The organism is Mesorhizobium sp. P2_E6 (genome assembly GCF_056403835.1).
In genome coordinates, this window is sequence record NZ_JBFUEQ010000002.1 from 547047 (window position 1) to 564399 (window position 17353).

The 17353-nt window shown below is 61.2% G+C and carries 14 protein-coding genes; 11 read left to right on the top strand and 3 right to left on the bottom strand.

The window, feature by feature from the left end:
* Window positions 1-2 precede the first annotated feature (2 nt).
* From tssJ to AC1D08_RS07310, 10 genes are all read left to right on the top strand, one after another.
* Window positions 3-455 (top strand): type VI secretion system lipoprotein TssJ, encoded by a 453-nt coding sequence (tssJ, locus tag AC1D08_RS07265; RefSeq protein ID WP_477422834.1) that lies wholly within the window; start codon window positions 3-5, stop codon window positions 453-455.
* 39 nt (window positions 456-494) lie between these two features.
* Window positions 495-1829, top strand: a complete 1335-nt coding sequence (gene tssK, locus AC1D08_RS07270; RefSeq protein ID WP_095080766.1) for a type VI secretion system baseplate subunit TssK — start codon at window positions 495-497, stop codon at window positions 1827-1829.
* Between the two features lie 4 nt (window positions 1830-1833).
* Complete coding sequence (gene icmH / locus AC1D08_RS07275; protein WP_457151557.1) at window positions 1834-3156, top strand: type IVB secretion system protein IcmH/DotU; 1323 nt, start codon at window positions 1834-1836, stop codon at window positions 3154-3156.
* A gap of 1 nt (window position 3157) precedes the next feature.
* Window positions 3158-6697 (top strand): type VI secretion system membrane subunit TssM, encoded by a 3540-nt coding sequence (gene tssM / locus AC1D08_RS07280; RefSeq protein WP_457151558.1) that lies wholly within the window; start codon window positions 3158-3160, stop codon window positions 6695-6697.
* Complete coding sequence (tagF, locus tag AC1D08_RS07285; RefSeq protein WP_457151559.1) at window positions 6694-7221, top strand: type VI secretion system-associated protein TagF; 528 nt, start codon at window positions 6694-6696, stop codon at window positions 7219-7221. The genes tssM and tagF overlap by 4 nt, the downstream gene beginning before the upstream one ends.
* Window positions 7222-7346: 125 nt before the next feature.
* A complete protein-coding gene (locus AC1D08_RS07290) occupies window positions 7347-8405 on the top strand; it encodes a DUF2169 family type VI secretion system accessory protein (RefSeq protein WP_457151560.1) in 1059 nt (352 codons plus the stop codon).
* Complete coding sequence (locus AC1D08_RS07295) at window positions 8402-9460, top strand: beta-ketoacyl synthase N-terminal-like domain-containing protein (protein ID WP_477422836.1); 1059 nt, start codon at window positions 8402-8404, stop codon at window positions 9458-9460. The genes AC1D08_RS07290 and AC1D08_RS07295 overlap by 4 nt, the downstream gene beginning before the upstream one ends.
* The gene (locus tag AC1D08_RS07300) at window positions 9460-10404 is read left to right on the top strand and encodes a DUF4150 domain-containing protein (RefSeq protein ID WP_457155189.1); all 945 of its coding nucleotides are present in this window, start codon (window positions 9460-9462) and stop codon (window positions 10402-10404) included. The genes AC1D08_RS07295 and AC1D08_RS07300 overlap by 1 nt, the downstream gene beginning before the upstream one ends.
* The gene (locus tag AC1D08_RS07305) at window positions 10397-10948 is read left to right on the top strand and encodes an SMI1/KNR4 family protein (RefSeq protein ID WP_477225824.1); all 552 of its coding nucleotides are present in this window, start codon (window positions 10397-10399) and stop codon (window positions 10946-10948) included. The genes AC1D08_RS07300 and AC1D08_RS07305 overlap by 8 nt, the downstream gene beginning before the upstream one ends.
* 22 nt (window positions 10949-10970) lie before the next feature.
* Window positions 10971-11933 carry a type VI immunity family protein gene (locus tag AC1D08_RS07310; protein ID WP_477225823.1) on the top strand — a complete coding sequence of 321 codons (963 nt, stop codon included), beginning with the start codon at window positions 10971-10973 and terminating at the stop codon, window positions 11931-11933.
* Here AC1D08_RS07310 and AC1D08_RS07315 read toward each other — a convergent pair.
* Genes AC1D08_RS07315 through AC1D08_RS07325 form a run of 3 tightly spaced genes read right to left on the bottom strand, consistent with a single transcriptional unit; the run spans window position 11911 to window position 15786 of the window.
* Window positions 11911-13020 (bottom strand): HEAT repeat domain-containing protein, encoded by a 1110-nt coding sequence (locus AC1D08_RS07315; RefSeq protein WP_457155070.1) that lies wholly within the window; start codon window positions 13018-13020, stop codon window positions 11911-11913. The two genes, AC1D08_RS07310 and AC1D08_RS07315, sit on opposite strands and share 23 nt — an antisense overlap.
* Complete coding sequence (locus tag AC1D08_RS07320) at window positions 13020-13448, bottom strand: DUF6484 domain-containing protein (protein WP_457155069.1); 429 nt, start codon at window positions 13446-13448, stop codon at window positions 13020-13022. Before AC1D08_RS07320 ends, AC1D08_RS07315 begins: the two co-directional genes overlap by 1 nt.
* A 10-nt stretch (window positions 13449-13458) precedes the next feature.
* On the bottom strand, window positions 13459-15786 hold the full coding sequence (locus AC1D08_RS07325; protein ID WP_477422838.1) for a type VI secretion system Vgr family protein: 2328 nt from the start codon (window positions 15784-15786) through the stop codon (window positions 13459-13461).
* A gap of 249 nt (window positions 15787-16035) precedes the next feature.
* On the opposite strand from AC1D08_RS07325, the gene tagH reads away from it, so the two are divergent.
* Window positions 16036-17097, top strand: coding sequence for a type VI secretion system-associated FHA domain protein TagH (tagH, locus tag AC1D08_RS07330; protein ID WP_457154710.1), 1062 nt, complete (start codon window positions 16036-16038; stop codon window positions 17095-17097).
* Window positions 17098-17353 lie beyond the last annotated feature (256 nt).

A 17353-nucleotide genomic window follows, 5' to 3' on the forward strand; every position in this document is an offset into this window, starting at 1 on the left:
AGATGATCGATCGACGTGAACTTGTCGTTGCCCTGGGTGCGACGGGGCTGCTTGCGGCCTGCCAGAGTGGTCCGCCGAAGCCATCGGTGATCACCGTCAACGTGACCGGCGGGGCCGGCATGAACCCAGGACCAGGTGGCGGCGATCGGCCGGTGACGGTTCTCGTGATGCGGCTGAAAAGCGCCGGCAAATTCAATTCCGCCGACTATTTTGCGTTGCAGGGGGATGCCGGCACGGCGCTGGCAGGCGATCTTATCGGGTCCGACCAGATCGCTGTCGGGCCGGGGAAATCCGCATCCAAAACCATCACCGTCGAGCCGGACGCGACGGCGCTGGGCTTCGTTGCATTGATCCGCGAGCCTGGCGGCAGGAACTGGCGGACAACCAAGTCAGTATCGCCGGGATCGAAATTCACGATCAACGTCACGCTTGGCAGCGGCGGCATTTCCGCCTAGCGGCCAGGGCAAGGGGAGCTCAATGCAGAGAGCAGCGGCATGAGCGATGCAAACAGGGTGCTATGGTCCGAAGGGCTTTTCCTGCGGACCCAGCATTTCCAGCAGCAGGATCGCTTCTTCGAAGCGACGGTGCGCGGCGCGTTGCAGGCCGGGCAACTGCATACGTTCGGCTTTCAACAGCTGACGCTGGACCAGGCATTGCTGGATGCCGGCCAGATTTCGATCCTGTCCGCACGGGGCATCTTCCCGGACGGAACGCCTTTTTCCATTCCAGACATGATGGACGCGCCGCGACCGCTGCCGGTGACCCCGGACACTGGCGCCGGACCGGTGCTGGTCGCCTTGCCGCTGGAGCCTGCCGGCGGCGTCGGCTTCGATCCGGCACACGCCGCCGCCTCGGGGGCACGATATCACGGGCGGATCGTATCGGTGCGTGACGCCGTCCAGGGCGGTTCAGACCCTGAAGAAATCGAAATCGCCCGCCCGCAGGCGCTGCTGCTTGCACCCGGCAAGTCGGTCGGTGGCTACACGGCCTTGCCGATAGCCGACCTCAAGGGCGTTCGAGCCGATGGCGGCGTCTCCCTGGACGAGACCTTCCTGCCACCGACACTGATTACCGGCGCGGTGGCCTGGTATCGGCAATTGTTGCTGGAAGTTGTCACCGGTCTCGACCAGATCGCCGAGGCGCATGGCAAGATGGTCATGGGTGGGCCTGGGCGCAGCGTTGAAGATCTGTTGATGCTCAATCTCGCCAATGCGGCGCGCCCGCGGCTGGCCCATATACTGGCCCAGGATGTCTTCCATCCGGCCGAGCTTTACCTGGAGCTAGCCGGGCTTGCCGGTTCGATGGCTACCTACGGATCGAGCGCACGGCGGCTGGGCGAGTTGCCGGCCTACGATCACATGGCCCCCGGCCCCGCCTATTCGGCGCTGGCGGATGCGCTGCGCTCGCTCATCCTCAGCCTGCGTTACATCGAGCCGAAATCGCGAGCGCTGCCTGTCATGCGGCATTCGACCAATGTCTGGAAAATCCGCATCGACAACCCGAAGCTGCTGGTGGCCAGTCGGATCGTCATCCGTGTCGGTTCGGAGCTGTCGGAGGACGCGCTGCGCAAGATCTTCGTCAACCAGGCGACCGTCGGCTCGGCCGACCAGTTCGAGGGCCTGTGGAAATCGCGCTTGCCCGGCATTCCGCTGAAACCGCTTCATTCGCAGCCGCGCGAAATCCCTTACGATGGCGATCGGCTATGCCTCGAGCTGGACCAGAAAAGCGAGTACTGGGCGTCGTTGCTCGACGCTCCCGGCTTCGTCATCGGCGTTTCGGGCGTGTTGCCAAGCGAGCCGCAGGTGGACTGCTATTCGGTGAACAGGTGAGATGATGAGCCGCGATGATCCTTTCGGACTGTCGGAGGATCGCGAACGCACTCGCATTCGATTGACCGGCGCGCCGATGCCGCGGCCCATGGCGCCACTCTTGCCGGGCGCGGTTGTCAAGCGAGCCCGCACCCACCCGAACGCGCTCGTCAACGCATTCGCGCCCTTGCTCGAGTTCGCTCCCGAGCTTGAAAGCGCGCTGGCGCCGGACAATCCGGAAGCACTGCGGACCCGGTTGCTCGAAGAACTGGTGCGGGCCCGCGACACGGCAATGACGGCGGGATCCTCAATGGAGCGGGCCGACCAGGCAGCATGGGTCGTGGCGGCGCTGCTCGACGATCTGGCCTTGAACACGCCATGGGGCGGGGCCAGCGCCTGGCCGCGGCAGCCGCTCGTTGTCATGCTGCGCGGCGATGTCGATGCCGGAACGCAGTTCTTCACACGTCTCGACGAACTCGAGCGCCATCCGAACCGGGATCGCGAATTGCTGGAGCTGCAGTATCACTGCCTGGCGCTTGGCTTCCGTGGCAAATATCGTGTGGCAAACCGGTCAGGCGACCGCTCGATCAATGCCGTTCGCGTGGCGGCGGCACGCTTCTTGCGCGACGTCGACGCCGAAGGCGCGCCCTTGTCGCCAAACTGGAAGGGCGTGATCGCATCCGACGAGCCGCAGCGCTTCATCGTTCCGATCTGGGTCATGGCGCTCGGTGCGGCGGTGATCGCCACGGCAGTCCATGTCGGGCTCTCGACGGGACTGAGCAGCCAGGCGGTCGAGCTTTCCGCGCTTGTTCGCGCGTTGCCGCCGCCCGCACGCGGCGACATCACCCGGGCATCGCCCAAGGTCGATGCACCGCCGCCGGAGAAACTGGATTTTGCGCTGTTGCCGGAATTTCAGGCCGGCGCGCCAGCCGAGCTAAAATCCGCCCTCAGCGGCACCGAAAGCGTTTCGGTGGCCAAGCTGATCATCCAGGCCTCCAATCCTGAACTGTTCCAGTCGTCGCGGCCACAACTGACCGAGGGGTTCGAGCCCCTGATCGGGTCAATCGCCAAGGTGATCCTCGCCAATCAGGAGCTCATCGGAAAGATCACGGTGATCGGTCATACGGACAGCGTTCCCCTACAGAAGACCAATCCGCTGTCGACCAACCAGCGACTGTCCGAGGCTCGCGCCCAGACGATTGCCGACATGCTGGTCCAGAACGGAGTGCCGCAGGATCGCGTCCGTTCCGAGGGCCGCGCAGCCACCGATCCAGTGGCCACCGACAGCACGCGCGAGGGGCGGGCCTTGAACCGCCGTGTCGAGGTGCTCGTCGAAAAGAGGCTGTGAGATGTTCATCCTGCGCTTCCTGTGGGCAGTTCTGACATCGCGCTGGCTGTGGACGCTGATCGGCATCACGCTGCTTTCCCTGGTCATCTGGGTGTTCGGTCCGATCGTCAGGGTCGGTCCCTACGAACCGTTCGCCTCTGAAAATGTGCGCATCGTCATCATCGCGCTGCTGGTCATCTTCTGGCTGATCTGGCTGATCGTCGCCCAGCGCCGGACGATCCGCGCCAACCGCATGTTCGTCGCCGAGATTGCCGCACCAGCAGTGGAAAAGCCGCTCAGCCCCGGCGAAGAGAATGTCGCAGCCGTGGGCGCCAAGTTCGCCGAGGTGATGGCCGAACTGAAGCGCCGCAAGCTGGGCGGACGCAAGTTTCTGCGCGAGATGCCGTGGTATGTGATCGTCGGGCCGCCGGCCACCGGCAAGACCACCGCCTTGCGGCAGTCCGGACTTAATTTTCCGATCGACCTCACAGACGACCTGCAGGGGGTCGGCGGCACGCGCAACTGCGACTGGTTCTTTTCCGAAAACGCGGTCCTGATCGACACCGCCGGCCGCTATGTCCAGCAGGAGAGCCAGCCCGATGTGGACGCGGCGGAATGGCTGGGCTTCCTCGACCTGTTGAAGAAGCACCGGGGCCGCCGCGCGCTCAACGGCGTGATCGTCGCGCTTTCGATCGACGTGCTTTCGGAAGGCGACGACGCCATCAAGGCGCACGGCCGCAAGATCCGCCGCCGGCTGGCCGAGCTCAACGACCGGCTCGAAATCCGCCTTCCGGTCTACCTGATGCTGACCAAGGCCGATCTGGTCAAGGGTTTCGAGGCCTTCTTCGGCGGCTTGTCCACCGCCTCGCGCGAGCAGGTATGGGGAACGACCTTCGCGCTGGATGCGCGTGTCGATGCCAAGACCATCGAACGAGAGATTTCGACGCTGGCGACGGAACTCGAGCGGCGGCTGGTGCCGCGCCTGGAGGATGAGGACAAACTCGCCGCCCGTGCCGAGATCTTCCGGTTTCCCGCCCAACTCGCAAGCCTGTCCGAACCCATCCAGGTGCTGGTCGAGGCGATGTTCGGCGAAAGCCGGTATGAAGAGGTCGCCTGGCTGCGCGGGCTCTATCTGACATCGGCGACGCAGGAAGGGGCGCCCATCGACCGGCTGACCGCGGCGCTGTCTTCTTCCTTCGGCCTGCCGCCACGCCGGGCCCTGCCCGCACCACGGGTCGAGAAACGTAGCTTCTTCCTGAAGAACCTGCTCACCGAAGTCATCTTCAAGGAAGCCGGCCTCGGTACGTTCGACCCGCTGGCGCAACGCCGCCGCGCCTGGATCTGGCGCGGTGCCGCGGCTGCATGTGCCGTGGCGGGCTTGTTGGCCAGTGCTGTGTTCACCTGGTCCTACTACGACAACCGCAATGCGATCTCGGCCCAGGCAGGCCAGTTCGAGGCCCTGCAATCGCCCCTGACCTCTGTTGCCGCAACTCCGGCATCGGTGGAGCAGCCTGCCATGGACGGCGCGCTTGGTGCGATGGACGCGGTCGCAACTGCCCGGACAGCACCGCCGGGCGCCGCCCATGACCTGCTGGGGCCATCGGCCTCGGCGGAACTGGTGCGGGCACAGACCGACACCTACGACCACGCCCTGCGCAACGTCCTCGAGCCACGCATGGTCGCACTGCTCGAGGCGACCATGTGGCGGCAGATCCGCGATCCGGATTTCATGCTCGGGGCACTGAAGACCTATCGCATGATGACGGGGCTGTCGCAGATGGATCCCGATTTCGCCCAGAACTGGTGGGTGAACAGCCTGCCCGAATTCGCCGCTGCGGCACCATTTCCGACCGCCGATGCCGAAGAGCACCAGCTTGCCGCCATCCGCCGCATGACGGTCGACGAAAGCTATATCGCGCCCGACCAGGCGCTGGTTGCCGAAGCGCTGAAGACGGTGTGTACGATTTCACTGCCGGCGCGTGCCTACAAGCAGTTGCTGGCCGATCCGGCAGTGGCCGGGCTGAAGGAGTGGATCCCGGCCAATTTCGCTGGCCCCAACGGTGGCAAGGTGTTTGCGCGGCGTTCCGCCAAGACACTTCGCGTCGGCATTTCCGGAGCCTTCACCTATTCCGGCTTCCACGACGTCATTCTCGACCGTATCGACGATGTCGCCGCCCAGGCGGCGCTCGATCGCGCCGTTTTCGCCGGCGGATGCTCGGAAAACTCAGAAACCTCGGTCTCGGCGCTGTCCGAAGATATTCTGAAGCTCTACTACGACGACTATATCGCGCAATGGGACAGCTTCCTGCGCGACATGAGGCTGGCGCCACTGACCGATCTCAATGTCGCCAGTGAAAATCTGAAGGACCTGTCGAGCGCCGATTCGGCGCTGAAGCGGCTGCTTACGGCGGTCGTTCAGGAGACCGAGTTGACGCGCTCCGACGACGACGCGCCCGCCGACAACAAAGCGGCGGCCAAGGGCGCTTCGAAACTGCTCGGCAAGCTTGGCAAGCTCGGCAAGCTGGCGACAAGCGGTGCGAAACTGCTTCCCCGCGCCGGATCGGCCAGCGAGGTAGACCTGACCGGCAATCTGGTGGCCGAACATTTCAAACCGCTCAAGAGCACCATCGCCGAGGTCGACGGCCAGCCGCCGGCACTGGATGCCGCGGTTGTCGCGCTGACCGCGCTTTCGAACGTGCTGCAGACGGTCAGCGCGAACCCCAATCCGCAGGATGCCATCAAGAAGCAGGGCGGCCTTGCCGAACTGACGGGCGCGGTCGCCAGGCAGGCACAGATCCTGCCCGACCCCATCAACACCTGGCTGGGCGGGATTGCCGGCGATACCAGCAATTTGACTCAGAAGGCGGTCACTTCGGAGCTCAACGCGATCTGGCGGGCCGACATACTGCCTTTCTGCCAGGCCGCGCTCAACGACCGCTATCCCTTCAGCGCCGAGAGCGCTGTGGACGTCAATGTACGTGATTTCGCCCGCCTGTTCGGACCGGCCGGGCTGATCGACGGTTTCATCAACGACCACCTGATCAACTATGTCGACACGACCAGCCAGCCATGGAAGTGGCGCGCCGATTTCGGCCTCGATCCTGCGGCGCTGCCGGCGTTCGAGCAGGCCAGGCATATCCGCGACGATCTCTTTCCCGGTGGTACCGGACCGGTGATGAGCTTCACGCTCGAGCCGAAGGACCTGTCTCCCAACGTCACGCGCGTCACGCTCAACCTCGATGGCCAGAGCCTGGTCTACTACAACAACGCGACGCGGCCGCAGCCGATGACATGGCCCGGCAAGGACGGCACCGGGGTCATTACGCTCGCCTTCCAGCCGATCGACGGATCGCCCGAAGTCCTGCTCAACGAGACCGGCAGCTGGGCATGGCTGAGGATGCTGCGCAGCGGCCGCTTCGCCGGCACTTCGCTGTCCGATGTCTACAGCCTGCGCCTGGGCACGAAAGGCATGTATGCCGATTTCGAGCTCAAGGCCGCCAGCGTCGAAAACCCGTACAATCTGGAAATGTTCAAGAAATTCTCATGTCCGCCACAGATATGATCCTGCCAGGCTTTTACGGCAAAATGCCCGCCACCGGCGATTTCGTCACACGGCGGCTGCCAGGGGATTTTGTGCGCGTCTGGGACCGCTGGCTGGCGCAGCATCTCGTCCCGCTGATCGGTTCGGATTTTTGGCCCAGCACGACTGCGTTGCGCTTCCTGGCTGGCCCGGCTTCCTTCGGTGCGTCGGCAGGTATCATTTTGCAGAGTGCCGACAGAGTTGGCAGACAATTCCCTTTGACCATTGTTGCGCAGCTTGCCGAAGTGCCCGTTCAGCTAGCCGACGCCGAGGCGTGGTTTGCCAGCATCGAACAGGCGGCCATCGCTGCCCAAGGCGGCGAGCTGACCCCCGACGAACTGGATGCCGCGCTGGGCGCCCTGCCCGTGCCGATTGTCGAGCCAAGCGAAGAGCTCATCAGCGACATGGTGATGTGGACTGCCCGTTCGGATCTTTTCGACATCGACCCGCAATCGCCGCAAGCGAGGCTGGAACAGATCTTTGCGGCGAGCTGGGAGACCAATTGATGGAGGCAAATTCGACGATATGCAGTAGCCGGTACCCACGTCGCGCCGGCAAATTGTTTCCAAGCTATACCCAAGACAGTTGAAGGTCCGTTGTTTCACCGTCGCGCAAGGATGCCTTGTTTCAAATGTGGATACTGTCCAACCATACGCCATTCGCCGCTCAGGAAAGCTGGACGCGTGACGAGCGAGGACATGAGGTCTGGCTGATCGCGATCAAGGCGTCGTTCGAGATCGATGCCGACGGCAAGCAGCGGCTCTTGAAAAACCAGACGCCGGTGACCCTGGCACCTCTACACGGGGCCGATCCGAACGAACTTCTCGACGAAACTGATCTCAATCTTGAGAAAAAGCATACGGATGTTCTGGTCGAAGGACACGTCTATGCGCCCGGCAGGCGTCCAGCCATCGAGAGCGCGGCGCGCATAAAGGTCGGCGACGTGGACAAGACCCTCAACGTGGTGGGGGACCGCGTGTTTATGCCTGGCCCGGTGTCGGTGCGGATGAGCCGGGCGGAGCCATTCACGAGAATGCCGATCAGCTGGCGCCGGACTTACGGCGGCACGGATATGGAGGCATCAAAGCCGGATTGGGACCAGCGCAATCCAGTTGGTACGGGGTTTGCAATCGACCCCCAGCGGCTAGTTGGCAAAGCCGGACCTAACTTTGAGTATTCCAACGCGCCCTATCGCGACCACAAGAGCGGCACACCGGCTAGCTTCGGTCCGGTGGCGCGTCACTGGCAGCCGCGGATAAGATACGCTGGCACCTATGGCGAAGAATGGGAGAAGACGCGCGATCCGCTTTTGCCGCGCGATTTCAGCCGTATGTACTATCAATGCGCCCCGGAAGATCAACAAACCAAAACTCCGCTGATTGGCTATGAGGACGTTCGGCTGGGGAATTTCACCGAGGATGGCTTCTGGCAATTCCTTCTGCCGCGCATAAAATTCGACCTGACCACGGAGTTCTACAATCGTCCGGATCGCGAGAACGGCGAAGCCACCATCCATACCCTGCGCATCAAGCCCGATTTACGGCAGTTCTCGATTACGTGGATGTCCGCCCTGCCGGTGCCTTTCGACGAGGAACGGCTGAAGAATACAAATCTGCGTATCAGGCCACGGACAGGCATTTCGCCGACAGTAGCGGCAACAGGCATTTGGCAACCGGAAGAAAACGAATGACGACAAAAGGGGCCACGATTGTCGTCGTCGGCGTTGGAGTACGCACGCCGTTGGGTTTTGACGCGTCCTCAAGTGCAGCGGCTGTCCGCGCCGGTATCTCGGCCATCCAGGATCATCCCCATATGGTGGACCGTTTCGGTGAGCGGATGAAAATCACTCGCGACATCGGCGTAGATGCGAGCCTTGCCGGCCCGGAGCGCGCTGTGGAAATCGCGATCTCACCGGCACTCGACGCCTTGCGGCCATTGCGAGCATCACTGCAGTCGCCCGAAGTGTGCCTTATTATCTCCACCGGAGAGCCAAGGCCAGGTCAACCGGATGGGTTTGCCGCTCAGGTGGACGCCAAGTTGCGCAAGCTGCTGGCCCAGCATGTTGTCCTCGAAGGTGGTGGTTCAATAGCTGGTGGCCACGCCGGTGGGCTACTGGCGATCTACCATGCCTGCAAGACACTGCGAGATGGAAAAGCCACGTTCTGCCTCGCGGGCGGCGTCGATACCTATCTTGAACCGGAAACCCTCGAGTGGCTGGATGAAAACGAGCAACTCCACTCAGAGGGCAACATCTACGGCTTCTGTCCGGGCGAGGCGGCAGGATTCTGTCTGCTGACGACGTTGACTACTGCACGAGCGTTTGGGCTGCAACCTCTTCTCGAGATCGTCAGTGCCTCGACGGCGAGCGAAGAAAACAAGATCAAGACAGAGACGGTCGTGCTCGGCGAAGGGTTGGGCGCAGCCTTCCGCTTCCTTTTCGAGGACGCGCCGATCGATCCGGTCGGTCGCATCATCTGCGACATGAACGGCGAACGCTATCGCGGGAACGAATATGGCTTCGCTGTCATCCGCAACCCAGGCCGCTTCAAGGATGCGGCGGACTTCGAGACCCCGGCCGACTGTTGGGGCGATGTCGGCGCGGCGTCCGGTCCGCTGTTCGTTGGTTTGATAAGCGAGGCCGAAGCGCGGAACTACCAGAACGGGCCGCTGTCCCTGATCTGGGCGAGTTCCGAGAACGGCTCCCGTGCCGCCGTGCTGCTGGGCGGACCGAGGAGGACCGCCTGATGCCCAGTCATATCACGGTCAACGGCCTCGGGCTGACCTACAAAGGCACTATCGGCCTCTCGATAGCGACGATCCCCGATGTCTGCAAGACACCCAGCCCTGGTGGTCCGATCCCCCTGCCCTATCCCAACATCGCCACGCAAAGCTCATTGAAGGACGGCACGACGACCGTCCTCGCCAAGGGCGGCAAGATGATTGCGATTAAGGGCTCGCAGTATGGCATGAGTTCCGGCGACGAGCCCGGCACGGTCGGTGGCGTAAAGTCCAACGTCTTCAAGAAGGCAACGGATTGGATACTTTACTCGTTTGATGTGAAGATGGACGGCAAGAATGCCTGCCGACACACAGACAAGAAATTCCACAACGACAAGAATACCGTGAATTTGGCTGGCGATGTTGATCCATTGGGGCCAGCCAACACCAATCCATTGAAGATCGATTGTGCCAACGGCCCGGCGAAAAAGAAGGGCAAGAAGCACGTCAAATTCGACGATTGCGAGAAGCAAGAGATTTGCGCCAAGTGCGCGGCAATCAACGATGCCGCGAAGGCCGGTGAAATGAAACGTGTGACCTGGGATGGGAATCGCTCTGCGGGCTATGCCAAAAGGCGCACGCAAGGCAACACCGAATGCAAACGCCTCAAAGATGCGGCAGTGGCAAAAAAACCTGCCGAGATTGAGTTCTACAAAGACTGCGCGAAGGAAAAGGCGGAAGAGCAAGAATACTCCGGATTTAGCCCCGACCACAGCAACGAGCTCCAGTTGAATGGTCACCCAACGGATGCCAAGAATCTCAAATGGATGTCGAGCCGCGCGAATTCGTGGATGGGGTCGAGCATGAAGAAGTATCGCGCCAAGACGGATTTCTGGCGAAAGGGTGGAAACAAACCCCACACTGGGGTTTTCCCCAATTGTTGCGGATGGGAGGAGCCAGCAAGTGCCTAAGAAACCTGAACTGAAGGAGCTGATCGAAAAGATCGTTGAGGCCCAACAGAAGTATGACTCGCTCAAATACGACGAGGAATTGCCACACGAACTTGGCAGGCCGGCGACCGATGAAGAGATCGCCAAGCTTGAGAAACGGCTGGGCATACCGCTGCCGGAATCATATCGCGAATTTCTGAAGCTCCACAATGGCTGGAGTGATTTCGATGCTGGCGGCAAGCTGCTGTCCACGCAGGATCACGACAGCAAATGGGTAAAAGACAAAATCGAGTTCTGGGGCGACCTGTGGCCGGATGACGAGGACAACCCTTTCGACAACGGTGCGATCCCGGTCATGTTTGGCGAAGATCTGAGCCATTTCCTGGTACTTGATCCGTCCCGCGTTAAGAAGAATGGGAAAGTCGACTTCATCGAGTTCGAGGACATGTACCAGAGTGACGCCTACAAGGACTTTACCGATTACTTAGTATTCAAGCTTGAGACTCTCGAATACATGATCGATGAGGAAGTGAACGGAACATCAAGCGACGAAGACAACGAATAGGTGTCAAATTGGGTGCAGGTTCATGAAGCTGCCTCCGCAACTGCTTCGACCCTTTTCCGTCGAAGGCAAAATCGCGTGCAAGGTAATGCTCGACCTGACGGTCTACCTGAAAGGCCCCACCCAGGCCGAGCTCGATTTCCTCATCGAGCTTTACCGGCAGGCCTCTCCGCCAGGCTCGATTCAGAAGATCGGGCTTGCAGAGTTTCCGTATTGGCTGCTGGCTTCCGCGCCTGAGTTGACAAGGAGTGGCCGCGTTGCGGCAAGGAACGGTCTTCCGGAGCCGTATCTTCAACCGGTTTACAGACGCATTCGTGAAGGCAGAGCGTTCGAGCTTCGCTATTGGGATCACGTTTCGATTGACGATCCGAGAGGCAGCTGGAGTTTTTCGTGTAACCGTATTCATAGACGTGACAGCGGCCTGCATTCGGCTGTCCGTGTCCTCGCTCCACTTGACACAGAAGTTGGCGTACTCGTCGGCCTGGCCCGCAATATTGTCGACAATGTTGAATTTATTTCTGGTCACGGCGGGCTGACTTTTGCCTACGATCCATGGGAACGACTTCCGGCGTTTGACTACATATACGCTCAAGCGAAGCGATACTGGGGAATAGACATAGAGAATCTGAACCTGACGCTTCCTGTCAGCAACCTCGGGATCAAAACGGTGAGCTGGCTGACACTTCTCGGCGAGGGCCTGTCAGCGATCGACGCTTCTTGGGCGGAACTGGTGAAAAGCTGCGCGTCCCTCAGTTCCGTCGACATCGAGCGCGGACGACGAGGCTACCTGATGCGACTTGGCTCAGAGCCGAATGTCGAAGACATGAACCGACCGAAAACGGTCAATGATGCCTATTTCGACGCAAGCCGCCTTCTGGAACCTCTTTTCCTTCGGGAACACCCAAGATTTTCAGGCAGACTTTTTTTCGAGAACGACAACACGGTCGAGTGGATCCACAGGTTCATCAATCCCTTGGGCTGGCGATAGGATCGGCAAGCAAGCGCCGCTCGATTGCCCATACTTTGACCCTGTCGGCAACCGGCAGATATGGAGGATCCTGGTCGAAATGTTCGGCAATCTTGTCTCCCAGCAAGTCGGGTTCGACTGAGAAAAGTTCGTCATGCTCTTTGGCTTCGGGGAAAAGCTCCAGGAAGGAAATGCCGGCGGCGGCGACCAGAGCAGGTGTGCGCATCTGGTGGATCAGCCAATGCAGAATGTTGCGGTCGCCCAGCATGCCGGCGCCACGTACGGCCAAAGGCGCGGTTTCAGGCGATTTGAACAGTCCGCCCATCCAGGCGCGGACATCCCTGTCGGGTGAGGCCTTGACGGCGGCGCGCAACGCCGTCATTGCGTCAGCGCTTCTGCTGACGGCAACCTTGCGAAGTTCGGAGCTGGCCAGGTCGCCTGAACCGAGTTCCGCCAGTGACCAGGCGGCCCAGAAGCGTGGCAACTCTTCGGTATCATCCAACGCAGTGCTCAGTTGCGGAAGGAGATCGGCTCGTCCGATTTTTCCGGCAAGCCGCAGTGACGCGGCGCGAACTCGTGCATCCGGATCGCGCACAAGTCGAACCAGCATCTGCTTCGGGTCGACGCCATGCCCAAGGCAAGCCGATACGCCGAGATATCGCTTGAACGCATCCTGCGCTCCGATCCAGTCCCGCACCAGCGGCGCGATCGTTGCGGGCTGGTGCCACGCCAGCGCGCCGACCAATCCGCAAGCATCGTCCTCGCTTCGATTCCCATGCTCGACAACCTCGGCAATGCGGCGGCTGTCGTTCAATTCTATCGCCATCCATCCATACAGAAACAACTCGCCTTTCTCGGGGAAATCCTCATACACCGCAACGATGAACGGCCAAGCGGCCGACCCTGCGATACGCAAGCCATCCAGGTTGGCTTCCAGGCGCCGGTCGACACCGGCGACCACATCCAGGTTCGGCGGATCCGACGCCATCAAAGTGTCGCGTTGCGCCCAGAAGAATGCGACCTGCTCGGCGTGCTGCCTTACGACATCCGGCACTATCCGCCGACCGGGCGTGCCTTCTGATTTCGACTTGTCGCTTGCCGCCAACATCAATTGAGGTCGATCGAACCGCCACGGATACGATTGGTGGCGCTCGCCTGGCTGGTGACGAAAGTACCGCGAATGGTGATGCGGCCATCCTTTTCCATCAGGATCGTCGCCTTGCCGCATCGCAGCTCGATGCGCTCTTCCCCGGTAATGCGAACGCGCTCGCCGTCCCGCACGACCTGTGGCGCCGCAGTCTTGCGCGCCGGATCGACGATGCGGCCAACGATGAGCGGCCTGGCGGGATCGCCCTCTTGAAAGAGCAAAGCCACCTCGGAGCCGATCATATCGGACGTCAGCCCGGTCAAGCTGCGCGCGGGCAAGGCTGTCTGTTCCGGATTGCCGGGGAATACCACCAGCGGTGACGCCGCATCATCGAAACCGAGAAAGATGCCGATCACCACACCGTCAATGTGTTCGCGAACGTCACTCATCGCTGCATCCTCAATTCTCGCTGATCTTCGAGCCCTTGATCGTTATGTCACTCGATGCCTTGATGCCAATCTTGCCGCTTGCTTTGACCGAAATGTCCTTCCCCTCCAGGGCAATGGTACCGTCCTTCTTCATCATGAATTTGGCCGAACCACACTTGATCAGAATTTCGTCACCAACGGTAATAACCAGCTTTTTGCCGACATTGATTGAACTGTCTTCCCCGATCTGGATTGAACTCGCACCGGTCACTGACAGCGAACTCCCTCCACCAACCGTCGTTGTGTCATCGGCCGCGATGCTGGCGCTGCGCGCGGCACCAACGTTGAAAGACTGGGCGCTGCCTATAGTGACGCTCTGATCCGCTCCAACATTGACGCTCTGCGCCGCCGCTATGTTCCAACTGTCCGACGCGCCGATATCGTGGCTCTGCGCTGCACCGACAGTGACCGACCGTATGGCACCGATGGTGTTCATCTGTGCTGCGCCGACTGTTCGCGTCTCGGCGGCGCCAACCGTATCGATGCGAGCCGCCCCCACTGTAATCGTCTGGACAATCCCCACCGTCTGCGTGTGATTGGCGTCGATGTTCTCCGTCGAGTTCGACACGACATGGATGGTCTCGTTGGCCATGACCGTCAGCGAACGGTTGGCGCCCACCGTCTCGGTGTCGTTCGAGCCGATATTCGTGGTCTGGTCGACGCCGACCTTGACCGTCTTGTTGTTGCCGACGTCCTCGTCGAGGTTGTGGCCGACGGAGTGCTTGGCATCGTGGTCGATGCGGTCGGACTGGTCGTGCTGGACGAGCTTGGTGCGGTCGTGCTTGATCAGAAGGTTGTGGTCCTTCTGCGCCTGGAAATTGACCAGTTCGGAGCCGGCTTTGTCCTCGAACATCAGCTCATTGTAGCCGCCGCCTCCTTTGGAGGAGTCCGACTTCCAGCCGGATTGCGTGGCGCTGCCCGGCAGACCGTAAGGCGGCATCTGGGAGGCGTTGTAGACCCTGCCGGTGATGATCGGCAGATCCGGGTCACCCTCGATGAAATCGACGATCACCTCCTGGCCGATGCGCGGTATCTGGATGAACCCCCAGCCGCTGCCGGCCCAGGTCTGCGAGACGCGCACGAAGCAGGAACTGTTCTCATCCTTCTTGCCCAGACGATCCCAATGGAACTGGACCTTCACGCGGGCATATTTGTCGGTGAATATTTCCTCGCCGGATGGTCCGACCACCGTCGCGGTCTGCGGCCCGCGCATGATTGGCCGTGGCGTGATGCGTGACGGGCGATAGGCCACGGCGGTCGGCGCCACGCCGAGGATCACCTGGAAGTTCTCGCTGTCGACGTCGGCAAGGGCTCTGTAGCCCGGGTCGAACAGCCTGTATTCGGCGCTGACCACCAGATATTCCTGGTTCTGGTCCTCTCGTGGAAAACCGTCCAGCGTGAACGTGCAGCCCGAATAGAGGCCGCGCACGGTGCCGACAGCGGCGATGCGCTGGTGCACGGCCTGGATTTCCTCGCGGCGGATCGCGGCCAGGCTGTCGCCCCGGCCCACTTCGAGATGCGCACCGGGCTGGCGGTAGTTCTCGCCCGCGGCCAGCTTGTGGCTGAACGGCTGGGCCGACTTGGCCATCAGGTCGGCGCCCGGCTTCTTGAAATCATAATCGGTGTGGGCATAGGCGCCCGGGCGCACCGAACTGCCCGGTATCCATTCGGTGATGTATTCTACATCGCGCCGGGAACCCTGACCTTCAAAATGATAGGGCACTTTCTCGTAGCCCGGCGCAGGCTTCAGCTTGCTCATCGCATCGACTAGGACAAGCGTGTGCTTACCCTCGTCATGCTCGAAGAAATACAGGATGCCTTCATGCTCGAGCAGTCGCTGTACGAAATCCAGATCGGTCTCGTCATACTGCACGCAGTATTCGCGCGGCGGGTAGGATCCCTGCAGGCGCAGATCGAATTCCGCCACGCTGTATTTCTTGAAGATGTCCTTGACGATGTCGACGACGCTCTTGTTCTGGAAAATACGGCAATCGGTGGTGTTGCCGAGAAACCAGAGCCACGGCCTCACGACCGCTTCGTAATAGGCCAGCCGGTCCTCGATGCGGGTGAGCCGGAACTCGGACACGATGCCGCTGAACCAGCGTTTCGGATCGGATTCACCTTCGACCGAGACCGGACCACCCAGCATCTTCAGCGGATCGATATTGGGGTCCGTGCTTACGAACCCGGCCGTATAGGCGAAACAACGGCTGATCTCATCGCGCCCGATGAGATGCGTGAAGGTCAACAGGTCGGCGCCAACAGGTGTCTGCACAACCGTGGCACGTTCGTTCGGCATGGGTCGTGCCCCTCCTGGACGCGGCCGCCGGCGCGAAGGATTGAAGTTCCCGCATTCTGTTCAGGAACTTTTTCGACCCGCCGCACCAGGCCATCCGGAGCCTACCACATCTTGCCCTGCGGACCAAAGAGGGCCGGTGGCGCTTGAAACTTGCCCTGTCGAAGCACCGGCTTGGAACGCGGCTGTGCTGTTCTACTCGCAAACTGCTAGAATGGTGCAGTATCGATCAACGATCCGCGGCGATCCTGGATGTACATCAGTCTGCAAATCAGCAATGTCGACGCGCTGCCCGCCGGCATCCCGACCGGCTACGCAGCGCGCGATCGCGGCTTCGAAATCGGACGCGATGCTTGTGACTGGACCTTGCCAGATCCCGACAAGTTCATCTCGGGCCGTCACTGCGAGGTTCTGTACGAGGCGGGCGCGTTCTGGCTGCACGATGTCTCGCGCAATGGGACCTTCATCAACGGATCGAGCCAGCGCATGACCGGCCCGCATCGGCTGGGCCATGGCGACAGGATGCTGATCGGCCGTTATGTCGTCGTCGTGTCGATCGACGAGGAGCGAGCCACGGCAGGCTATCCCCAAGCCAACCAAAATTCGACACCGCGGGAAATGCCGGTCGCGACGGGCCGGCCGCTGGAATTCGGAGGCGGGGCTTTCTTCGAGCCTGCACAGCAACGGTCCGGGCAGCGCATTCCAGTGTCGGCGTCCTCGTCGACCCCGACACCGCTGCCCTCGACCAGGGACGAGGTGCTGAGGGAGATCGCTATCGGAGCCGGCATTTCGCCGGAACTGCTTCAATTGCGCGACCCGCATGAAGTTGCCGCCGAAATCGGCGCGGTCCTGCGGGCGGTGGTCGAAGAACTGACCTTGCTGCTGAAAGCCCGCGCGGCCGCGAAAACGTTGGCCAAGAGCACACAACGAACGATGATCAGCGCCGCGGACAACAATCCGCTGAAGTTCGTTCCGGGGACCGACGACATCCTCGAAATCATGTTCGCCCGTCGCAGGGCCGGCTATCTTGATGCCAGGCGCAGCATCGAGGATGCATTCCACGATCTCAAGACGCACGAATTTGCCACCTATGCAGCCATGCAAACCGCGCTCTCCCGGCTGCTTGACGACCTGTCGCCCGAGGCGATCAGCAAGAAACTCCCGCCTACGTCGTTTACGTCGAAGAAGAGCCAGGCCTGGGACGCCTATGTCGCGACATGGCGGACCATGGAGGAAGCACACGAAAACGGCATGCTGGACATATTCCTGGCCTATTTCAGCGAGGCGTACGCCAAAGCCGACAAGCAAAAATAGGCGATCCCAAGAAACGCGTGGCCAGGAGACGCGTGGCCAGGAAACGGATGGCCAAGTAACGCATGGTACAGCAGTCGGCGAAGAAAAGTCCCTTCGACGCCCGGCATCCGGTTCCAATCGACGATTTCTGAGATTACGATCACGTACGACAGTTCGCCAAGCGGGTAAGACTCATTGAGCTGGGGGTCTGCGGCAAATGTCATGTGACGGCGGGATAGCGTTTTCCAGTCAATCGTCCTCCGGACACTGCCACAGC